Annotated in this window: 14 protein-coding genes, 1 tRNA gene, 2 rRNA genes and 1 pseudogene; 15 read left to right on the forward strand and 3 right to left on the reverse strand. The window is 32.9% G+C overall.

The genetic code is table 11. The annotated features are described in order from the left end of the window. Positions 1–52 precede the first annotated feature (52 nt). The 15 genes and pseudogenes from murA to CBLAS_RS05055 form a co-directional block, all read left to right on the forward strand. Positions 53–1,318, forward strand: coding sequence for a UDP-N-acetylglucosamine 1-carboxyvinyltransferase (murA, locus tag CBLAS_RS04985; RefSeq protein ID WP_106872672.1), 1,266 nt, complete (start codon positions 53–55; stop codon positions 1,316–1,318). Continuing rightward, a complete protein-coding gene (locus tag CBLAS_RS04990; protein ID WP_106905679.1) occupies positions 1,315–2,490 on the forward strand; it encodes a molybdopterin molybdotransferase MoeA in 1,176 nt (391 codons plus the stop codon). The genes murA and CBLAS_RS04990 overlap by 4 nt, the downstream gene beginning before the upstream one ends. A 40-nt stretch (positions 2,491–2,530) precedes the next feature. Beyond that, positions 2,531–2,605, forward strand: a tRNA-Gly gene (locus tag CBLAS_RS04995). A 57-nt stretch (positions 2,606–2,662) separates the two neighbouring features. Continuing rightward, on the forward strand, positions 2,663–3,160 hold the full coding sequence (gene coaD, locus CBLAS_RS05000) for a pantetheine-phosphate adenylyltransferase (RefSeq protein WP_106872674.1): 498 nt from the start codon (positions 2,663–2,665) through the stop codon (positions 3,158–3,160). Beyond that, positions 3,144–3,719 carry a dTMP kinase gene (tmk, locus tag CBLAS_RS05005; RefSeq protein WP_106872676.1) on the forward strand — a complete coding sequence of 192 codons (576 nt, stop codon included), beginning with the start codon at positions 3,144–3,146 and terminating at the stop codon, positions 3,717–3,719. The genes coaD and tmk overlap by 17 nt, the downstream gene beginning before the upstream one ends. Next, positions 3,716–4,945, forward strand: coding sequence for a histidine--tRNA ligase (hisS, locus tag CBLAS_RS05010; protein ID WP_106872679.1), 1,230 nt, complete (start codon positions 3,716–3,718; stop codon positions 4,943–4,945). The genes tmk and hisS overlap by 4 nt, the downstream gene beginning before the upstream one ends. Then, the gene (gene speA / locus CBLAS_RS05015) at positions 4,938–6,779 is read left to right on the forward strand and encodes a biosynthetic arginine decarboxylase (protein ID WP_106872681.1); all 1,842 of its coding nucleotides are present in this window, start codon (positions 4,938–4,940) and stop codon (positions 6,777–6,779) included. Before hisS ends, speA begins: the two co-directional genes overlap by 8 nt. A gap of 5 nt (positions 6,780–6,784) precedes the next feature. Then, the gene (gene cysE, locus CBLAS_RS05020; RefSeq protein WP_106872683.1) at positions 6,785–7,483 is read left to right on the forward strand and encodes a serine O-acetyltransferase; all 699 of its coding nucleotides are present in this window, start codon (positions 6,785–6,787) and stop codon (positions 7,481–7,483) included. A 12-nt stretch (positions 7,484–7,495) separates the two neighbouring features. Then, complete coding sequence (locus CBLAS_RS05025; RefSeq protein ID WP_106872685.1) at positions 7,496–8,659, forward strand: pyridoxal phosphate-dependent aminotransferase; 1,164 nt, start codon at positions 7,496–7,498, stop codon at positions 8,657–8,659. A gap of 62 nt (positions 8,660–8,721) precedes the next feature. Further along, positions 8,722–9,708 (forward strand): adenosine deaminase, encoded by a 987-nt coding sequence (locus CBLAS_RS05030; RefSeq protein ID WP_106872687.1) that lies wholly within the window; start codon positions 8,722–8,724, stop codon positions 9,706–9,708. A 232-nt stretch (positions 9,709–9,940) separates the two neighbouring features. Further along, positions 9,941–10,630, forward strand: coding sequence for a hydrolase (locus tag CBLAS_RS05035; protein ID WP_106872689.1), 690 nt, complete (start codon positions 9,941–9,943; stop codon positions 10,628–10,630). Between the two features lie 81 nt (positions 10,631–10,711). Beyond that, on the forward strand, positions 10,712–10,987 hold the full coding sequence (locus CBLAS_RS05040; RefSeq protein WP_106872691.1) for a XapX domain-containing protein: 276 nt from the start codon (positions 10,712–10,714) through the stop codon (positions 10,985–10,987). After that, positions 10,968–12,863 (forward strand): amidohydrolase, encoded by a 1,896-nt coding sequence (locus tag CBLAS_RS05045; RefSeq protein ID WP_106872693.1) that lies wholly within the window; start codon positions 10,968–10,970, stop codon positions 12,861–12,863. Before CBLAS_RS05040 ends, CBLAS_RS05045 begins: the two co-directional genes overlap by 20 nt. A gap of 30 nt (positions 12,864–12,893) precedes the next feature. Beyond that, positions 12,894–14,474 carry an MFS transporter gene (locus CBLAS_RS05050; protein WP_106872695.1) on the forward strand — a complete coding sequence of 527 codons (1,581 nt, stop codon included), beginning with the start codon at positions 12,894–12,896 and terminating at the stop codon, positions 14,472–14,474. A gap of 65 nt (positions 14,475–14,539) precedes the next feature. Then, a pseudogene (locus CBLAS_RS05055) lies at positions 14,540–14,917 on the forward strand (FtsW/RodA/SpoVE family cell cycle protein); the annotation flags it as partial. A 245-nt stretch (positions 14,918–15,162) separates the two neighbouring features. Here the strand turns inward: CBLAS_RS05055 and CBLAS_RS05060 are convergent. From CBLAS_RS05060 to CBLAS_RS05070, 3 genes are all read right to left on the reverse strand, one after another. Beyond that, the gene (locus CBLAS_RS05060; protein WP_172658185.1) at positions 15,163–15,456 is read right to left on the reverse strand and encodes a ComEA family DNA-binding protein; all 294 of its coding nucleotides are present in this window, start codon (positions 15,454–15,456) and stop codon (positions 15,163–15,165) included. Positions 15,457–16,392: 936 nt separating this feature from the next. Then, positions 16,393–16,511 (reverse strand): 5S ribosomal RNA (gene rrf / locus CBLAS_RS05065). Positions 16,512–16,648: 137 nt separating this feature from the next. Next, positions 16,649–19,661 (reverse strand): 23S ribosomal RNA (locus tag CBLAS_RS05070). Between the last annotated feature and the right edge of the window lie 530 nt (positions 19,662–20,191).

The following is a 20,191-nucleotide window of genomic DNA, read 5'->3' on the forward strand; positions in this document are numbered from 1 at the left end:
GTAAGTATAATTTTAGTATAATTTTTCTTATTTTTGATAAACAGGAAATTAAATGGAATATTTAAAAATTATTGGGGGAAGTAAACTAAGTGGTAAAGTTGCCATTAGTGGGGCTAAAAATGCAGCACTTCCTATTATAGCTTTAAGCATTATCTCTAAAAACAACACTGAAATTTCAAATTTACCAGATGTAGCAGATATTAAAACATTAATAGAACTTTTAAGAAATTTAGGAGCAAAAGTAAACTTTAAAGACTCACACTCCATAGATATAGATACAAATGATATAAACTCAACAAAAGCCATATATAATATAGTAAGAAAGATGAGAGCTTCTATTTTGGTTTTAGGTCCTCTTCTTGCAAGATTTGGACATTGTGAAGTCTCATTACCTGGAGGATGTGCAATAGGAGCAAGACCAATTGACCTTCATATACAAGCTCTTAAAAAAATGGGTGCGACTATAGAGGTTAAAGATGGATATTTAGTCGCAAAAGCTCCTAAAAATGGACTTAATGGAACAACTATAAATTTTGATAAAATAACTGTAACAGGCACTGAAAATATTGTAATGGCTGCTGCTCTTGCAAATGGAATTACTAAGATTATAAATGCAGCAAAAGAGCCAGAAATTACTGCTTTATGTGAGGTTATTAACCAAAGTGGTGTTAAAATAGAAGGTATTGGAACTGATGAGCTAACCATTCATGGAAGCAGTGGAAAACTTTTAGAGATTGATAAAATAGATGTGATACCAGATAGGATAGAAGCTGGAACATATCTATGTGTGGGAGCTATTACAAACTCAAAGATTACAATAACAAATTGCGATCCAAATCATCTTGATGCAGTTATTGCAAAACTAGAAGATATGGGATTTAGTTTTAAGATAGAAGATGATAAAATAACCATACTACCTGCAAAAACTATAAAACCCACAAAAATTGTAACAACTGAATACCCAGGTTTTCCAACAGATATGCAAGCACAATTTATGGCAATTTGCTGTATAGCAGATGGTGTTAGCATAGTAGAAGAAAGGCTTTTTGAAAATAGATTTATGCATGTTAGTGAGCTTTCAAGAATGGGTGCAGATATAAAGCTAAATGGGCACATAGCAACTATAACAGGAGGTAAGCTAAGCTCAGCAGATGTTATGGCAACAGATTTAAGAGCTAGTTCTGCCCTTGTTATGGCAGGACTTGTTAGCGAAGGCCAAACCAATGTTAGAAGAATTTACCACCTAGATAGAGGTTATGAAAAACTTGAAGAAAAACTTAAAAATTTAGGTGCAAATGTAGAAAGGCTTAGTGAATGATAGATAAAAATTTAGATTTACTTTTTAAAAGTATTAAACCTATAAATAGAGTTAAAAAAATTGGTATTGACTCTGCTTTAAATGAGATTTTAGCAGAAAATGTAATGGTAGAAAAAAATCTACCTTCATTTGACAATGCTGCGCTTGATGGGTATGCGTTTAATTATAGTGATAAAAATAGCGATATTAAGATAGTTGGAACTATTTATACAGGCGATAAAAACATATATACTCTAGGCAAAAATGAAGCATACCGTATAATGACAGGGGCTATGATGCCTAAAAACAGCGACACCATAGTAGAATTTGAAAAAGCTATAGTTAAAGATGATATTTTAAAAATAGATAGCTCTATTAAAAAAAATAATGCTTATAGATATACTGGTGAAGAAGTTAAAAGAGGCGAAACACTACTTGTAAAGGGTGAGCTTTTAACAGCTGCTAAAATTATGTTTTTAGCTAGTCAGGGTATAAATGAAGTTACTATTTATGAAAAACCAAAAATAGCATCTTTTTCTAGTGGTGATGAGATAATTGAGCCTTGGGAAAAAGCTAGTGAATATGAGATATATAATGCTAATTCAAGCGGTATTCAAGCTATACTTAAAAATAGTAACTTTAAATCAAGTTATAAAGGAATTATAAAAGATACCTATGAAAGCACCCTTAATGCTTTAAGAAACTCAGGTGATTATGATGTTATTATAACAAGCGGTGGTGCGAGTAAAGGCGATCACGACTTTATGAAAGAATGCTTATTAGAGCTTGGATATGAAGAAATTTTTTCTCATATAAATGTTAGACCAGGCAAACCAACTGGGGTTTATAAAAAAGATAGCAAATTAGTTTTCATACTTCCTGGAAATCCAATGGCAGCTTTTTTGATAGCGTTTTTGATAGTTGTTCCTGCATTAAAACAGATTTCTGGACAAAACATCTCTAATCACAAAAAAATAGTTGCCAGATTTGATGGAAATATAAACTTAAAAGAGCAAAGATCAAATTTGGTTTTAGGAGTCTACAAAGATGGTAAATTTAAAACTATAAATAATAATAAATTTGGTTCAGGTATGATAAAACCCCTTGTAGTGGCAAATGCATTGTATGTATCAAAAGTTGGTGAATCAAAATTAGAAGATGGTAGATTATTAGAAATAATAATGCTTTATTGACAAAAAAGAAACATTATGTTAAAATTATCATCTTTTATTTGCGGGAATAGCTCAGTGGTAGAGCACAACCTTGCCAAGGTTGGGGTCGCGAGTTCGAACCTCGTTTCCCGCTCCACTATTATTCCAAATTTTAAAACAATATTTTATATTTTAAATCACAAAAGGTAATCTAGTGAGAAAAGCATGTATTTATCCTGGGACTTTTGACCCTATTACAAATGGACATCTTGATGTAATAAAAAGAGCAAGAACTTTTTTTGATAAAGTTGTCATAGCCATAGCTGTAAATTCTACAAAAAATCCATTTTTTGATATCGATGATAGGATAAAAATGGTAAAAAAAGCAACAATACACCTTAGCAATATTGAAGTTGTAAGCTTTGATAATCTACTAATTGACTTTGCTAAAAAACGCAATATCCCTACAATTATAAGAGGCTTAAGAGCAGTTAGTGACTTTGAGTATGAACTCCAAATGGGTTATGCAAACGCCTCTTTATGGGATGAACTTGAAACAGTATATCTAATGCCAAGCTTAAAAAGTGCTTTTATAAGCAGTTCAGTTGTAAGATCTATATTTTATCATGGTGGAGATATTAGCCATTTAGTTCCAAAAGAGATTTTACCTTTGCCTAAATTTAAAAAGGATAAAAATGTTGATCACCTTTGAGGGTATTGATGGCGCTGGAAAAAGTACCCAATTAGATCTTTTAAAAGATGAATATAAAGATGCTATTTTTACAAAAGAGCCTGGTGGAACAAATTTAGGAGAAAAGCTAAGAGAGATTTTGCTTAATGATAAAATATCCCGGGTGGCTGAAATGTATCTTTTTTTAGCAGATAGAGCACATCACTATGAAACACTTATAAAAACTAATAAAAATAGACTTATATTTAACGACAGAGGATTTGTTTCAGGTATAAGTTATGCCTTAGCCAATAAAATAGATTTGAGTCTAGAATCGCTTTTAAACCTAAACAAAATTGCAATGCAAAATAATCTAGGTGATAAATTTGTTTTTTTTAAAATAGATAGAAATAGTTTAAAAAATAGACTATCTTTGAGAAGTGAAAATGATATTATAGAACAACGTGGATTAAATTATCTAATGGAAGTTCAAAAATATATGGAGCAAATCTTTAAAGAGAATAATTTTAATGTTTTAACCATTAATGCCACAGAGAAAAAAGAAAAAATACATAAACAGATCAAGGAGTTTATAGGATGATAACTGCACTAAGAGGCATGAAAGATATAATTGATGATGGATATTTATATAAGCATATAATTCAAACTTGTGAAGATGTTGCAAGTAAATTTGGCTATAAATTTATAGAAACTCCAAAATTAGAAGAAACTGCACTTTTCATAAGAGGAGTTGGAGAAAGTAGCGATATAGTAGGTAAAGAGATGTATAGATTTACGGATAAAAGCGGTAATGATGTATGCCTTAGACCTGAGGGAACTGCTGGTGTTGTAAGAGCTTTTATAGAGCATAAATTTGATAGAGCTGGTGGAGTTAGAAAATATTTCTATCACGGTTCTATGTTTAGATATGAAAGACCGCAAAAAGGAAGATTTAGGGAATTTCATCAATTTGGAATTGAGTGCTTTGGTGAAGGAAGTGTGTATGAAGATGCTAGTGTAATTTTGATTGGAAATGAAATTTTAAATAGACTTGGTATAAAAACTACTCTTAAAATAAACTCTTTAGGAGATAGTCAATCTATGCCAAAATATAGAGAAAAGCTTGTAGATTTTTTAAAAAAAGAAAATGAACTTTGTGAAGATTGCAAAAGGAGAATAAAAACAAACCCTATTAGAGTTCTTGATTGTAAAAATGAAAAATGTCAAGAAATTTTAAAAGATGCACCACTTATAATCGATAACTTAAGCAAAGAAAGTAAAGATGATTTTGATAAATTACAAGATATTTTAACTAAAAACGGTATCTCATTTGAAGTTGATCCAAAGCTTGTAAGAGGACTAGATTACTACTCTAAAACTGCATTTGAGTTTATAAGCGATGAAATTGGATCTCAAAGTGCTGTTTTAGGCGGTGGTAGATATGATAAGCTAGTTGAATACCTAAATGGTCGCCCTACTTTTGGAGTTGGGTTTGCTCTAGGTGTTGAAAGATTAATGGAAATTTTATCACAACATGAGAGTGAGCAAAAAAGAGATGGAATTTATCTTTGTGCACTAAATAGTGAATATATAGATAAAATTTATAATCTTAGTATTGATCTTAGGAAGAAATTTTATGTGGAGATTAGCTATGAAGCTAAAAGCCCAGCAAAGCACCTTAAAATAGCTGATAATAAAAATATTAAGATATTTCTTTGTATTGGTGAAGAAGAGATGAAAAATAGTGAAATTTGGTATAAAAATCTGTTAAATAAAGATGAAAAAAGAATAAAATTAAATGAATTAATGGAGGTTTTGGGTGAATAATATTTACGGACTTGATATTTGGGGTAATTCAAACTTTATAATAGAAGATGGTAAAATTTGTCTAAATACTGATTTTAAACTTCCCATAATTGATGTAGTAAAAGAAATTCGTAAAGACGGGATAAAAGGTCCTATTTTACTGCGTTTTCCACATCTAATAAAAAAACAGATTGTTGAAATTTACTCAAATTTCAATAGAGCTAAAAAAGAATTTGATTATAGCGGAAATTTCAGTGCTGTTTACCCGCTAAAAGTAAATCAATATCCTGGTTTTGTTAAAAATTTAGTTGAGATAGGAAAGCCATTTAACTATGGTTTGGAAGCCGGAAGCAAGCCTGAACTTTTACTAGCAATGGCATATAATAATTTTGAAGCACCAATTACAGTAAATGGTTTTAAAGATAAAGAGCTTATAAATATAGGTTTTATAGCTGCTGAAATGGGACATGATATAACTTTAACAATTGAGGGCTTAAGTGAGCTTGAAAGTATTATTAAAACATCAAAAGAAAGATTTAGCACTTGTCCAAAAATTGGTCTAAGAATAAGACTTCATACAAGCGGAAGTGGTATTTGGGCAAAGAGTGGCGGAATGGATTCAAAATTTGGTCTTACTGCAACTGAGTTGATTGAAGCTGTAAATTTACTAAAAAGTGCAAATTTACTTCATAAATTCACTATGATTCATTTCCATATAGGATCTCAAATAAATGAAATTCACCCTTTAAAAAAGGCACTAACAGAAGCTGGAAATATATATGCAGAGCTTAGAAAAATGGATGCAAAAAATTTAACTGCTATAAATTTAGGTGGCGGGTTGGCAGTTGAATACTCGCAAACAAGAGAACTAGCTACTAGAAACTACACATTAAAAGAGTATGCAAATGATGTTATATTTTTATTAAAAACTATAGCTAATTCAAAAAATGTTACAGAGCCTGATATATTTATAGAATCTGGTCGTTTTGTAGCAGCAAGCCATGCTGTCCTAACAGCACCTGTTTTAGAGCTATTTTCAAAAGAGTATGCAGAAGAAAAATTAATATCAAAAGATGAAAATCCACCACTTGTTTTAGAGTTATATGATCTTTATAAAAACATAAAACCATCAAACGCACTTGAATATCTTCACGACTCAATTGCCCATATGGAAAGCATTTTAACCCTTTTTGATCTTGGGTATGCTGATTTAACTGATAGATCAAATGCTGAAATTTTAACACACTTAATAATGAAAAAAGCAATCTCAATGCTTGGAAACAAACAAAGCTATACAGATTTATTAAAGATACAAAAACAAGTTCAAGAAAAATATCTTGTTAACTTCTCTATGTTTCAGTCACTTCCAGATTTCTGGGGATTAAAACAGCATTTTCCCATAATGCCCTTAGAAAAACTTGATGAAAGAGCGACAAGATCGGCATCAATTTGGGATATAACTTGTGATAGCGATGGGGAGATAAATTTTGATCCAAATATTAATCCTCTATTTTTGCACGATATTGATCCACAAGAGGAGAACTATTTTTTAGCATTTTTCTTAGTTGGTGCCTATCAAGAGGTCCTTGGAATGAATCATAATCTTTTCACTCATCCAACTGAAGCAACCGTATACCTTAAAGAAAATGGCGGATTTGAAATAAAAAATATTTTAGAATCACAATCTGTGCTTGATATACTTGAAGATATGGATTATGATGTTTATGAAATTCAAGATATACTAAGCGATAGAGTTAAAAACTCTATCCTCTTAGACGATAATGAAAAAAAACAAATTTTGGGTGAATTGTATCTATTTTTAAATGATAATGGATACTTAAAATCAATAGGATAAAATTAATGAGCTTTTGGAAAATAGTATTAGAAGATTTAGCAGAACCAAAAAGACAAGACCCTGCATATAATAATTGGATTGAGGTTATCTTTAACTATCCTGGTGTTTGGGCAATTGTAAATCATAGATTTGCGAATTTTTTTTACAAAAAAGGTTTTAAAACTACAGGAAGGACTATTTCTGGTTTATCTAGGCTTTTAACAGGAGTTGATCTTCATCCAGGTGCTACAATAGGAAGACAGGTATTTTTTGATCATGCAACAGGTATTGTCATAGGAGAAACAGCTATTATTGGTAATAGAGTGCTTATATATCAAGGGGTAACTCTTGGGGGAGTAAGCTTAGATAAAGGTAAGCGCCACCCTACTTTGGAAAATGGCGTAGTTGTAGGTGGTGGTGCTAAAATATTAGGCAATATTACAATTGGAGAAAACTCAAAAATTGGAGCAAACTCTGTAGTTATAAAAGATGTTCCATCTAACTGCACAGCCGTTGGAATTCCTGCAAAAGTATTAGGTAAATGCTCTGCACAGCCACTTTCTCATAATAAAATTCCAGATATAGATAAAGAAATTTTCTCATATCTGCTTCAAAGAATTGAAAATTTAGAAAACTTAATAAAAGATGGTAAAATAAACATAACAGAAGAGGATATAAAACTAAATGAAAAATATAGTTCATATCTAAAATCTTTAAAAAATTAAAAGGGAGTAGAGATGTTATCAAAAAGAGTTCAGACATTATCAGAGTCCATAACAATAGCCATTAGCTCACTAGCAAAAGAGATGAAGGCAAATGGTGAAGATGTAATTAGTTTAAGTGCTGGAGAGCCTGACTTTGACACTCCAAAAGCAATAAAAGATGCCGCTATTGAAGCCATGAGAAAAGGATGTGGAAAATATACTCCTATCCCAGGAACTAATGAGGTTTTAAAAGCAATAGCAATAAAACTTAAAAGAGATAATAATTTAGAATATAAACCTAGTCAAATAATTACAAACGTGGGAGCAAAGCACTCTTTATTTAATATAATTCAGTGTCTAATAGATGAAGGAGATGAGGTTTTAATACCAGCTCCTTACTGGGTAAGCTACCCTGAAATGACAAAATATGCTAGTGGTATTCCTGTAATTTTAAATACAGATGAATCAAATGGATTTAAAATTACGGCAAAACAGCTCAAAAAGGCAATAACCACAAAAACAAAGCTTTTAATGTTAAACTCTCCAAGCAACCCTTGTGGAACCGTGTATACAAAAGAGGATCTACTTGAACTAGCAGAGGTTTTAAAAGGCACAAATATTTTTATAGCAAGTGATGAAATTTATGAAAAAGTAAATTATAGTGGAAATTTCTGTGCAACTGCTAGCGTTAGTAAAGATATGTTTAAAAGAACCATTACTATAAATGGACTAAGTAAGTGTGGTGCAATGCCAGGATGGAGGTTTGGCTATATGGCTAGTGCTAACGATGAGCTAAATAAAGCTGTTAGAAAACTTCAAAGTCAAAGCACATCAAACATCAGCTCAATCACTCAAGCAGGAGCCATTCCAGCACTTTTAGGCGAAGTTGATGATGAGATAGAAAACATGTTAAAATCATATCGAGAAAGAAGAGACTATCTTTTTAAAGAGCTTAATAACATAAAAGGACTAAAAACATTAAATCCTGATGGTGCATTTTATCTTTTTATAAACTGCAAAGAGATAGAAGAGGATTCTATGAAATTTTGTAAAAGAATGCTAGAAGAGATAAAAGTAGCAACCGTTCCAGGGGTTGCTTTTGGATTAGAGGGATATTTTAGAGTTTCGTTTGCAACTGATTTAGAAAGTATCAAAATAGCAACACAAAGACTTCAAAAATTTATAAATAACTATTAATATTTTGCTCTTAAATTTAAGAGCAAAATTAATTTTTATCCATAAATAATTAAGGTAAAAATATGCTTGAATATATTAAAAATCTACCAAAAGCTGAGCTACATTTGCACATAGAAGGCACATTGGAACCTGAACTAATGTTTAAGTTAGCAAAGAAAAATGGCATTGAAATTCCATATAAAAATATCAATGAGCTAAAAAAAGCATATAATTTTAGTAATTTACAAGACTTTTTAGATATTTATTATGCAGGGACAAGGGTTTTAATTACAAAACAAGATTTTTATGATTTAGCTTGGGCATATGTTGAAAAATGCGTAGAAAATAATATAGTTCACACTGAGATATTTTTTGATCCACAAAGCCACACAAAAAGAGGCATTGATTTTAAAACTATTATTTTAGGAATTAATGAAGCACTAAATGATGCCTATAAAAAGCACAATATAACATCTAAAATTATACTTTGTTTTTTAAGACATTTATCTGAAGAAGATGCATTTGTTGTACTAGAAGAAGCTTTGAAATACAGAGATCTTATAGTAGGAATAGGACTTGATTCATCGGAGATTGGAAACCCACCTTCAAAATTTAAAAATGTATTTAAAAAAGCAAAAGATTTAGGATTTAAACTAGTAGCACATGCCGGTGAAGAGGCAGGAGAATCTTATATATATGAAGCTTTAGATATTTTAAAAGTTGATAGAATTGATCATGGTGTTCAATGTTTTAACTCAAAAGAGCTGATGAAAAGATTGAAAATAGAGCAAATTCCATTAACTGTTTGTCCAAATTCAAACATTGAATTAAAGGTATTTGATTGCTATGAAAATCACAATATTAAAAAACTTTTAGACTATGGTTTAAATGTAACTATAAACTCAGATGATCCAGCCTACTTCAAAGGCTATCTAAATGAAAATTTTTTTAATGCATATAAACATCTAAATTTAAGCAAAGAAGATATAAAAAAACTTATTACAAATTCTTTTAAAGCTTCTTTTATAGATGACTCTTTAAAAAATCACTATTTAAATTTAATCAAATAAAATTAAAGAACTCTTAAACTAGATTATATATATATTTTATTTTAATATTATATATTTTTATTAAGCTTGATCAAAGCTGATTAGTTATAGAATTGGAATATTAATTTATTATGTAGTTGAATTTGATTGTATTTTACAGCCAAATTCAATGGAATTTAAGTTGCTATTTTTAGCTAAACCTATATTAATTCTCAATCCTAAGAGAATTAAATAAAAAATAAAAGGATTTCAAATGGACAACAAAAGATATCTTGAAGTTTTGACTCCACAAAATAGTCAAATAATCTTCATCGATCAACAACCTCAAATGGCGTTTGGCGTACAATCAATTGACCGTCAAACTTTAAAAAACAATGTTGTTGGCTTAGCTAAAGCTGCAAAAGTTTTTAACATTCCAACAACTATCACAACGGTAGAAACTGAGAGCTTTTCAGGTCACACATACCCTGAATTACTAGCAGTGTTCCCAGAAAATAAAATTCTAGAAAGAACTTCAATGAACTCATGGGATGACCAAAATGTTAGAGACGCATTAGCAAAAAATAACCGTAAAAAAGTTGTTGTTTCAGGTCTATGGACAGAAGTTTGTAATGTTACTTTCGCACTATCAGCTGCCCTAGAAGGTGGTTATGAAATTTATATGGTAGCAGACGCATCAGGCGGAACATCTGTAGATGCACACAAATATGCAATGGATCGTATGATACAAGCAGGAATTGTACCTGTTACTTGGCAACAAGTTTTACTTGAATGGCAACGTGACTGGGCTAGAAGAGATACTTATGATGCTGTTCTTGATATCGTAAAAGAACACTCTGGAGCATATGGTATGGGTGCTGATTATGCCTATACAATGGTTCACAAAGTTCCTGAGCGTGTAAAACATGGTGAACGCATAGGACCAAACCCAGCTAATAAATAAAATAATTAGTTTAGCGATCTAATATTTTTATTAGATCGCTTTTTTTGATTTAAAACAAATTTATATTAACGAGTAAGAACAATGAAATTTTATATTCTTAGTTTAGGCGTTGGATTGTTAGTAGGCATTATTTATTATATCTTAAATGTCCGTTCCCCAGCTCCTCCATTAGTAGCCCTTATAGGACTCCTTGGAATGCTTATGGGCGAACAGATTATTCCAGTTGCAAAAAACTTTTTCTCCAAAGACGAAATTATAAAAAATAGCGAACAAACTAATATCCAAGAAAAAACAGACAATAACAATAAGTATACTATTGATATACAAAGGAGTAAAAATGACAACCAAAATTCCTGATATTATTTTTTATAATGGCAATATTACAACACTAAATAAATCAAATCCTACTGCACAAGCCGTAGCCATTAAAGATGGCAGATTTATAAGTGTAGGTAAAAACGAAGATGTTTTAAGATTAGCAGATAACTCCACTAGAAAAGTAGATCTGAAAGGTCGTAGTGTTTTACCTGGATTATTTGACAACCATACACACATTATACGCGGTGGTCTAAATTATAATTTAGAACTTAGATGGGATGGAGTTAAAAGCCTTGCTGATGCAATGGGTATGCTTAAAGCTCAAGTTGATATCACACCTGCACCTCAATGGGTTCGTGTAATTGGTGGTTTTACAGAACATCAATTTGTAGAAAAAAGACTTCCAACTATAGAAGAGCTTAATAAAATAGCTCCTCATACCCCTGTATTTATATTGCATCTTTATGACAGAGCATTATTAAATGGTGCTGCTTTAAGAGCTGTTGGCTACACAAAAGACACTCCAAATCCTCCTGGTGGCGAGATTGTGCGAGATAGCAAAGGAAACCCAACAGGATTATTGCTTGCAAAACCAAATGCTATGATACTATATGCATCATTAGCCAAAGGTCCAAAACTCCCAATTGATTATCAAATCAACTCAACAAGACACTTTATGCGTGAGTTAAATAGACTTGGTATTACAGGTGTTGTAGATGCGGGTGGTGGATTTCAAAACTATCCAGAAGACTATGAGGTTATCCAAAAACTTTCAGACGAAGATCAACTAACAGTTAGAATAGCTTACAATCTATTTACACAAAAACCAAAAGAGGAAAAAGAGGACTTTTTAAGATGGACATCATCTGTAAAATACAAACAAGGAACTGATTATTTTCGCCATAATGGCGCAGGTGAAATGCTTGTATTTTCTGCAGCCGATTTTGAAGACTTTAGACAACCTAGACCAAATATGCCACCTGAAATGGAAGATGATTTAGAAGAAGTTGTAAGAATTTTGGTTCAAAACAAATGGCCGTGGCGAATGCATGCCACTTATGATGAGACAATCTCACGTGCTTTAGATGTATTTGAAAAAATAAATGAAGAAACTCCGCTTGAAGGTATTAATTGGTTTTTTGATCATGCTGAAACAATCTCTCAAAAATCAATTGATAGAATAGCAAAATTAGGTGGTGGAATTGCGTTGCAACATAGAATGGCATATCAAGGTGAATATTTTGTAGATAGATATGGTCCTGATGCGGCTGCTGCAACTCCACCTGTAAAAAAAATTTTAGAAAGTGGCGTTAAAACTTCAGCTGGAACTGATGCTACAAGAGTTGCATCTTATAATCCATGGGTTTCTCTTTCTTGGCTTGTTACTGGAAAAACAGTTGGTGGCACAAGACTATATCCTGAATCAAATTTATTAGATAGAGAAACAGCTCTTAGAATGTGGACTGAAAATGTATCTTGGTTTACCAATGAAGAAGGAAAACGCGGAAGAATTGAAATTGGTCAATTTGCTGATTTTATAGTGCCTAGTAAAGACTATTTTAGCGTTGATGAGGATGAAATTTCATTTTTAACTTCACACCTAACAGTTGTAGGTGGAAAAATAGTTTTTGGTGATGATGAATTTTCTGATTTAGATGAAAACCCATTGCCACCTGCTATGCCTGATTGGTCACCAACACGTAAATTTAAAGGTTTTGCAGCATGGGGTGATCCTGATGGAGCTGGAAAAAATTCTTTATCTTTAATTCGCCAACATGCTATTTCAGGTTGTGGTTGTGGAATGTCTTGTGGAATTCATGGACATGATCACACTAAAGCTTGGAATTCAAACATTCCAACATCTGACTTAAAAGGATTTTTTGGAACTTTAGGTTGTTCTTGCTGGATGGTATAGCAAGTTTTAATAATTACAATAGGAGTATAAATGAGTGATTCGAAACAAAGCAGTTTTGCCCCATTGAAACAAAAGCTTTTTTTAGTCTTATGGATAGCTACTGTTATTGGTAATGTTGGAAGTTTTATAAGAGATGTGGCAAGTGGCTGGTTGGTTACAGACCTTTCAGCCTCACCTGCTGCTGTTTCTTTGATCCAAGCAGCTGCAACACTACCAATTTTTTTACTAGCAATACCTGCTGGTGTTATGGCTGATATCTTAGATCGTCGTAAATTTTTAATATCCATACAATTTATCTTAGCTTTTGCTAGCTTTAGCCTAATGACCTTGTCTGCTACTGGGCTGCAATCGGTTGTTACACTTGTACTGTTTACTTTTATAGGCGGTATTGGTGTTGCTTTAATGGGTCCAACATGGCAAGCAATTGTACCAGAATTAGTTGAGCGTAAAAGTTTAAAAGATGCCGTTGCTTTAAACTCATTGGGTGTAAATATAGCTAGAGCGGTTGGGCCTGCAATAGGTGGTGTTATATTAGCACAACTTGGAGCAGCTTTTTCATACGGAATGGATGTTATAAGCTATCTGTTTGTAATCTCTGCCCTGCTTTGGTGGAAAAGAGAAGCAAAAGATGAAGATGCTTTACTTGAAAGCTTTGGAAGTGCCTTTAGAGCTGGTTTAAGATATGCTAAATCAAGTAGAGATCTACATAGAGTTCTTTTTAGAACAGTTCTATTCTTTGTTTTTGCTAGTGCTTTATGGGCTCTTTTGCCTTTAGTTGCAAGAAAACTTCTAAATGGGACAGCTGGTTTTTATGGACTACTACTAGCTTCCGTTGGTGTTGGTGCAATAGCTGGTGCTATAATTTTACCAAAACTAAGAGAGCGTTTAAATACTGATCAATTGCTATTATTATCAGCAATTATAAGCACTGTAGTTATGTGTTTTTTATCAATGTCACCACCAAAATTTTTAGCTGTTATAGGTCTGTTTTTATTAGGCATAGGCTGGATTACATCTTTAACTACGCTTAACAGCACAGCTCAATCCATTCTACCAAACTGGGTAAGAGGTCGTTCTTTGGCTATATACTTAACAGCATTTAATGGAGCAATGACTCTTGGCAGTTTAATATGGGGTGGTGTTGCCCAATATATAGGTATTTCTTTAACTTTAATTGTATCTGGTATTGGCTTAACTCTAGTAACTCTACTAGCATATAAAGCTAAACTACCACAAGGAAATGACGATTTATCGCCTTCTAAGCACTGGGAAGAACCAGAAATAGTCTCAGATATAGACTTAAATAGATCACCTGTATTAATACAAGTTGAGTACAGAGTTAAATCTTCAGATAAAGAGAATTTCCTTAAAAAAATTAAACAGCTATCTGAGCAAAGACGTAAAGACGGAGCTTATGCATGGGGTATTGTTGAAGATACATCAGATCCTGAAATAATGCTTGAATGGTTTTTAGTTGAAAGCTGGGCTGAACATCTAAGACAACATCATAGAGTTTCTAAAATAGATGCACAACTTCAAGCCGAAGTAAACGCTTTCCACATATCTGAAAAACCTCAAATAAGACACTTTGTAGGTTTTTTAAGTAGATAATTTAAATTCTCTTGTTTTGTCTTTAGTTTTTAACAATTGGCAAAACAGAGAATTTTTATCTCCATAATTTCAAATTCCTCCCAATCGCTACTAGTGATTTTATATTTGCATACAATGGAGAGAGATTTGGATTTATTGGTAATCTTTTTTTAATAAGCATGTATTTTCTCTTAATATCTCACCTACTATCTTTAAACCACAAATTAAAAGATGACTTTTTAGCAAGAGTTATCACAAATGGAATTGCCATTATGATGTTTATATATATATCCGTCAACATCTCCATGACCATAGGTTTTGCGCCTGTGGTTGGTATACCTCTACCCTTTTTTAGTTATGGTGGTAGTAGCTTTATCACCTTTATGTGTTTTTTTGGAATACTCCAGAATTTATTAGCATTTAGGTTTGATAAAGAGTATAGACTCTTAAAAATTAATATATAGTCAAACATATTAAAAATCATAAATTAGCATAGGTTTAAGTGCTAAATTCTTAAATACTAAAAACATATAAGCATTAAAATAAAGTTTAATAACTAATTTATTTTATAAGATAACCAACATATCATTTTAGTTAGGCTAATAAATATAATACGCAATACTATTTTTAAAAACAGTATTTAAGATTTTATATTATTAGCTTTATTTTATTTAAAATCTTAATTTAAAAACCTAGTATCTATAATAATCTATCTTTTATTACTACTATCTTTATTGTTATCTTTGTTTTTTGTTATTGTTTTACCTGATATAGTTATATCATCTTTAATAACTTCAAATTTCTTATCACCTATTCCCTTTATATTTTTAATATCCTCTATCTTTTCAAATTTCTTATCTTTTCTATAATCTATTATATACTCTGCTGTCTTTTCACCAACACCTTTAATGCTCATAAGTTCCTCTTTTGAAGCAGTATTAATGTTTATTGTACTAAATAAGAATGTAAAGCTAAGTAGTAGTGTTAAAAGTAGTTTTTTCATGATTGTTTCCTTTGTTTGATTATGGACTAAATATAGCTGAAATTTTATCTTATCTTACTGAAATAATTAAACTAAATATATAATTTAATAAGTAAGTATTTTTAAAAGATAGATACAATAGATGTTAATATATACATAGATAAAGAAAAATTGAATTATTACTAAAACAATTTGTGTAATGTCAATAAAATACTAAATTAACATAACTAAATTAATACAAATAGTAATTGCCATTAAATTAATGTATCATAATCGAGTGTTGTTGTTAAGTTAAACTATTTATATTATCAATAAAAACCAGATACTTTTGAAATTATTAAAATACTTTAATGTTTAAATAACTTTATTTAAGTTATTTTATCCACCTATATGTAAATTTAGATAATATCCAAATCCTTTTTATTTAAATTATTACACTATGTTTGTTCATGAAAAAACTAAGCCATACATAATAAAGGCTAAGAAAAAAGTCTTAGCTAGAAATAACAGTAGTAGTGGCTATATCTTTTTTGCAAAAAGGTAGAATAAAAGTAAATCTATGTTTTATAAAGGTTTATAATAAGTATAAAGAAGATAGTAGTTTTTAAGAATACTTGATGATTTTTTAATTAAAGCTACAATAATCTATACTATTTATAAACCTAAAAGATAATAGAATTTAGAGTATTGCAAAAAAATATTTATATTAATTAACTTTTTATCTTTTGTGTAGTTATAAAGATGAAAAATAATACAACTAATTAGGATAATTAGAATATATTACATAATTTGATTTTAATAAACTAATAGATTTTATACTCTATGTTTATAATTTTAATTATTAACATAATTAACTTTCTATATTTTGTTATGATAGTTATAATTTTAATTATTAAGTTAGCTAGAATATATATTGTTGAATAATTGTTGATTAGTATATTAGTTATAAATTAACAAAGTCCGCAGCGACCTACTTTCCCAACATCCCAGTAAGAGAGAGTATCATCAGCCACGACGAGCTTAGCTTCTTGGTTCGAGATGGAACAAGGCGTTTCCTCGTCTGTATAGCCACGAACAGTGTTAAATAAAAAAACTACTATTTATAGTTCTCTTATTAAACACTGTTAAGTGTTAATCGTTAAAAGTCAAAAGTTTTATTATAAAACATTTCTCACTTGTAAGTTTTATCCTTAACAAGGAAGTGATGCTTAAAAAAGATAAGCAAACGAGCTATTAGTACTGGTCAGCTAAATGACTTTCATCACTTACACATCCAGCCTATCAAACTAGTAGTCTACTAGAGCTCTTAAAAGAAGATTCATCTTGGAGTTGGCTTCGAGCTTAGATGCTTTCAGCTCTTATCACATCCCAACTTAGCTACTAGGCGATGCTCTTGGCAGAACAACCTATACACCAGTGGTTGGTTCAACCCGGTCCTCTCGTACTAGGGTCAACTCTCCTCAATCTTCTTACGCCCACGGCAGATAGGGACCGAACTGTCTCACGACGTTCTGAACCCAGCTCGCGTACCGCTTTAAATGGCGAACAGCCATACCCTTGGGACCTGCTCCAGCCCCAGGATGCGATGAGCCGACATCGAGGTGCCAAACCTCCCCGTCGATGTGAGCTCTTGGGGGAGATCAGCCTGTTATCCCCGGGGTACCTTTTATCCTTTGAGCGATGGCCCTTCCACACAGAACCACCGGATCACTAAGACCGACTTTCGTCTCTGCTCGACTTGTAGGTCTTGCAGTTAAGCTGGCTTATGCCTTTATACTCTACAAACGATTTCCAACCGTTTTGAGCCAACCTTTGTAAGCCTCCGTTATTATTTGGGAGGCGACCGCCCCAGTCAAACTACCCACCAGACATTGTCCTACATGAGGATAACTCATGCTAGTTAGCTACCCGAATAAAGAAGAGTGGTATCTCAACAATGGCTCATATACAACTGGCGTCATATACTCAAAGCCTCCCACCTATCCTGCACATCTTTATCCAAGTAGCAGTGTCAAGCTATAGTAAAGGTCCACGGGGTCTTTCCGTCTTGCCGCGGGTAGGAGGAATTTTCACCTCCACTACAATTTCACTGGATCCCTCTTTGAGACAGCTCCCAACTCGTTACGCCATTCATGCAGGTCGGTATTTAACCGACAAGGAATTTCGCTACCTTAGGACCGTTATAGTTACGGCCGCCGTTTACTCGGGCTTCGATCAAGAGCTTCGCTAATGCTAACTCCATCAATTAACCTTCGAGCACCGGGCAGGCGTCACACCCTATACATCCACTTACGTGTTAGCAGAGTGCTGTGTTTTTGGTAAACAGTCGGAAGGGACTCTTTATTGTAACCTCTAAAGCTTTCGGAGTAAATCCTAATACCTTAGTAGGCACACCTTATACCGAAGATACGGTGCTATTTTGCAGAGTTCCTTAAAGAGGGTTCTTCCACGCGCCTTAGAATACTCATCCCACCCACCTGTGTTGGTTTACGGTACGGGCAATTATTATTATACTTAGAAACTTTTCTTGGCTCGATAGTATCATGGATTCTTAATCCGCTCCGAAGAGCTTCATAAGCCTGTTAGATCTCGAATAAAGAGTTACGGATTTGCCTATAACTCAATCTACATCCTTCGACTAGCTATTCCATCAGCTAGCTCCATTAACTTTAAGCGTCCTTCCATCGCGCATAATAATTGGTATTGGAATATTAACCAATTTTCCATCGCATACCCCTTTCGGACTTTGCTTAGGACCCGACTAACCCTACGATGACGAGCATCGCGTAGGAAACCTTGGGTTTTCGGCGTTAATGATTCTCACATTAATTATCGCTACTCATGCCTGCATGCTCACTTCTATCCGCTCCAGCGCTCCTTATCGGTACACCTTCAACGCTGAATAGAACGCTCTCCTACCACTTGCACACAACTTAACTCTCTTTTTTTATCATAAGATATTTTAAAACTTTTTTGCTAAAGCAAAAATCGCTATCGCTAGTTTTAAATATAACTATAATTAAAAGAGCTAAGTAGTGTGCAAGTCTACGACTTCGGTACTTATTTTAGCCCCGTTATATTTTCCGCGCAAAATCACTAGACCAGTGAGCTATTACGCTATCTTTAAAGGATGGCTGCTTCTAAGCCAACCTCCTGGTTGTTTCAGTAACTTCACATCGTTTTCCACTTAAATAAGATTTTGGGACCTTAGTCGGTAGTCTGGGTTGTTTCCCTCTCGACGACGGATTTTATCACTCGCCGCCTGACTGCTATGATTACACTAAAGGTATTCGGAGTTTGATAGGGTTTGGTACATTGGTATATGCCCTAGCCCATTCAGTGCTCTACCCCCTTTAGTTACTACATAACGCTATACCTAAATATATTTCGGAGAGAACCAGCTATCACGAAGTTTGATTGGCCTTTCACCCCTATCCACAAGTCATCCCAGGACTTTTCAACGTCAATGGGTTCGGTCCTCCGCCGGCTCTTACACCGGTTTCAACCTGCTCATGGATAGATCACTTCGTTTCGGGTCTGCAACATCTGACTAAACGCCCTATTAAGACTCGCTTTCGCTACGGCTCCGGGTTTCCTTAACCTTGCCAGACATCACAACTCGCAGGCTCATTATGCAAAAGGCAGTCCATCACCCTGATAAATCATAGGGCTCTGAATGATTGTAAGCAAATGGTTTCAGGTTCTATTTCACTCTGATCACCTCAGTTCTTTTCACCTTTCCCTCACGGTACTTGTGCACTATCGGTTTAGTAGTAGTATTTAGGGTTGGATAGTGGTCTACCCAGCTTCAAGCAAGATTACACGTGTCTCGCCCTACTCAGGATACTGCTAAGTATAACTTACTTTTCGCATACGGGACTATCACCCTCTATGATTAATCTTTCCAGATTATTCTGCTAAGCTTGTTAATTCTATGTTACAGTCCTACAACCCCACTAGTAAACTAGTGGTTTGCCCTCTTTCGATTTCGCTCACCGCTACTTTCGAAATCTCTTTTGATTTCTCTTCCTGTTGGTACTAAGATGTTTCAATTCCCAACGTTCGCCCCATATAGGTAGTATATATTACTATATACTGGGTTGCCCCATTCGGAAATTCCCGGATCAAAGTTTCTTGACAACTCCCCGAGACTTATCGCAGTCTAGCACGTCCTTCATCGCCTCTACTAACCTAGGCATCCACCATTCGCTCTTAGTAGCTTACCTTTTTTTTACTTCTCAGACTAGCAAAGCTAGTCTTCCGACAAGGAGCTATGCTCCCTTGACCCACCTAAAGCACAACACTTCTAAAGAAGTGTCGTAAATTTGCAATTAAACAAATTATTAGCTAATAGTTAAGTCTTAATCGGTAAAAGAAGTTTTTATATTTTTAGATTATGTTTATATTCTAATTACGCATCACTTCCTTGTTAAAGATAAAATTATATGTATATAACCTTATAGTATTTAAATATTAGACTTAAGACGGAAAGAGATTAAAAACTATATATAGATAAGTTTTAAAAACCTATATAAGTCGTGATATTAATCTTTGATCATTTAAAACCAGATAACAGTTTGGTATTAAAGATTTGCTTTTGTAGTCTTTTATTTAAAGCCTTAACAAGTCCTGTAAAATTGTTTTAATTTATTAAAACTTTTTTGTGACTTTTAACAATGATAACTTAAATAACATTAGATTCTAAAATTAACTCTTAGTAATCTAAATAAAAAGTTATTTATTTCTTATATCTATA

Origin of the sequence: Campylobacter blaseri (assembly GCF_013201895.1) — a bacterium.
GTDB lineage: Bacteria > Campylobacterota > Campylobacteria > Campylobacterales > Campylobacteraceae > Campylobacter_B > Campylobacter_B blaseri.

Excerpts from the sequence above, each read along its gene's own strand:
- murA (WP_106872672.1), top strand. The coding sequence starts at position 53 with ATGGAATATTTAAAAATTATTGGGGGAAGTAAACTAAGTGGTAAAGTT.
- CBLAS_RS04990 (WP_106905679.1), top strand. The coding sequence starts at position 1,315 with ATGATAGATAAAAATTTAGATTTACTTTTTAAAAGTATTAAACCTATA.
- tmk (WP_106872676.1), top strand. The coding sequence starts at position 3,144 with ATGTTGATCACCTTTGAGGGTATTGATGGCGCTGGAAAAAGTACCCAA.
- hisS (WP_106872679.1), top strand. The coding sequence starts at position 3,716 with ATGATAACTGCACTAAGAGGCATGAAAGATATAATTGATGATGGATAT.
- cysE (WP_106872683.1), top strand. The coding sequence starts at position 6,785 with ATGAGCTTTTGGAAAATAGTATTAGAAGATTTAGCAGAACCAAAAAGA.
- CBLAS_RS05025 (WP_106872685.1), top strand. The coding sequence starts at position 7,496 with ATGTTATCAAAAAGAGTTCAGACATTATCAGAGTCCATAACAATAGCC.
- CBLAS_RS05030 (WP_106872687.1), top strand. The coding sequence starts at position 8,722 with ATGCTTGAATATATTAAAAATCTACCAAAAGCTGAGCTACATTTGCAC.
- CBLAS_RS05035 (WP_106872689.1), top strand. The coding sequence starts at position 9,941 with ATGGACAACAAAAGATATCTTGAAGTTTTGACTCCACAAAATAGTCAA.
- CBLAS_RS05040 (WP_106872691.1), top strand. The coding sequence starts at position 10,712 with ATGAAATTTTATATTCTTAGTTTAGGCGTTGGATTGTTAGTAGGCATT.
- CBLAS_RS05045 (WP_106872693.1), top strand. The coding sequence starts at position 10,968 with ATGACAACCAAAATTCCTGATATTATTTTTTATAATGGCAATATTACA.
- CBLAS_RS05050 (WP_106872695.1), top strand. The coding sequence starts at position 12,894 with ATGAGTGATTCGAAACAAAGCAGTTTTGCCCCATTGAAACAAAAGCTT.
- CBLAS_RS05060 (WP_172658185.1), bottom strand. The coding sequence starts at position 15,456 with ATGAAAAAACTACTTTTAACACTACTACTTAGCTTTACATTCTTATTT.